At 68.7% G+C, this 1,363-nt stretch carries 1 protein-coding gene; it reads right to left on the bottom strand.

Annotated elements, in window-relative coordinates:
- Nucleotides 1–18: 18 nt before the first annotated feature.
- Nucleotides 19–1,128, bottom strand: coding sequence for an IS110 family RNA-guided transposase (locus ACZ49B_RS39125; RefSeq protein WP_468316091.1), 1,110 nt, complete (start codon nt 1,126–1,128; stop codon nt 19–21).
- Between the last annotated feature and the right edge of the window lie 235 nt (nt 1,129–1,363).

Raw genomic sequence — 1,363 nt, 5'->3', positions numbered from 1 at the left:
TTGATGCCCCTATGGATGTCAAGCAGCGACTCCGGCGGGTCTTGTCTGGTCAGCCGGAGTGGTGGCGGGGACGATGAGTCGGTAGATCTCTCGTGCGACGTAGCGTTTGAGGCAGCGGATGATTTCGCGGCGTGTCTTGCCTTCGGTCAGACGTCGTTGCAGGTAGTGGCGAGTGCGGTCGTCCCAGCGCAGACGGCTGAGGACGATTCGGTAGAGGGCGGCGTTCGCCTGGCGGTCGCCGCCGCGGTTCAGCCTGCGCCGCTGTGTCTTCCCGGAGGAGGCCTCGACCGGGCTGGTGCCGCATAAGGCTGCGAAGGATGCCTCACTGGCGAGTCGCTCGGGGTTGTCGCCGGCTGAGATGAGCAGGGCGGCGGCGCTGTCCGGGCCGACTCCGTGGACTTCCAGCAGGCCGGGCGTCCTGGCTTCGACGGCCTCGGCTATCCGTTTGTTGAGATCGTCGATCTCCTCGGTGAGGTGCCGGATGCGGCGGGCCAGCAGCCGCAAGGTGTGGCGGGCGGCCCCGGCCGGCCCGCTTGCGTGCTGGGTGTCGAGGTCGGCGCACCGCTTGAACAGGTGCGGGTTGCTCAGCCCGGTGAGCGACTCGCGGAGGGCCGAGTCAGCTGAGACCAGGATGCTCTTGAGCTGGTTGATCGCCTGGGTCCTGGACTTGATCGCGGATCCCTTCGCCAGCTTGAACAGCCGGAGCATCTCTACTGGGCCGTCGCTGGTCTTCGCGGCGGCGGTGGCGCGTCCGGTCAACACGGCGCGGGCTGCGGCCTCGGCGTCGATGGCGTCGGTCTTGCCGTGGCGGCGTCGGGCGGCCTTGTCGGGCTGGTTGACCTCGGTCACCTCGATGCCTTCGGCGCGCAGGTGACGGGCCAGGGCGGCTCCGTAGGAGCCGGTGCACTCGACGCCGGCCCGCTGCAGGACACCGAACGATCTTGCCCAGTCGAGGAGTTGTCGGTATCCGTCGGCGGTCGCGGGGAAGCTGCGACCGTCCAGGGCGGCGCCGAGCACGGTGATAACGGCTGCGGCGTGGACGTCTTTGTGGGTGTCCACGCCGAGCAGGACGTCCTCGGTGTCCGCCGGGACGTGACATGGGGCGGTGGGCTGCGTGGTGCTGGTCAAGGTCGCCTGTCTCCTGATCGCCTCGGGAACCGGTGGCCGTCGCCGGGCCGGGGGCGGTCAAGACTGTGACGGTGCCTGTCGCGAAGGCCCCTATCGGGACACGTCCCCTGCCCGGCGGCAGCAAGTACCGCCCCGAGCAGTGACCGACAGATCAAACGCAAGGCATAAGAGCCAGTCGTAGCGCGAGTCAGGCCACCGCCCAGAGCGGCACCCGAACATCCTCACAGTCGTAGCG

It is taken from the genome of Streptomyces sp. NPDC031132, from assembly GCF_055570595.1.
This window is presented reverse-complemented; position numbering and strand designations above follow the sequence as displayed.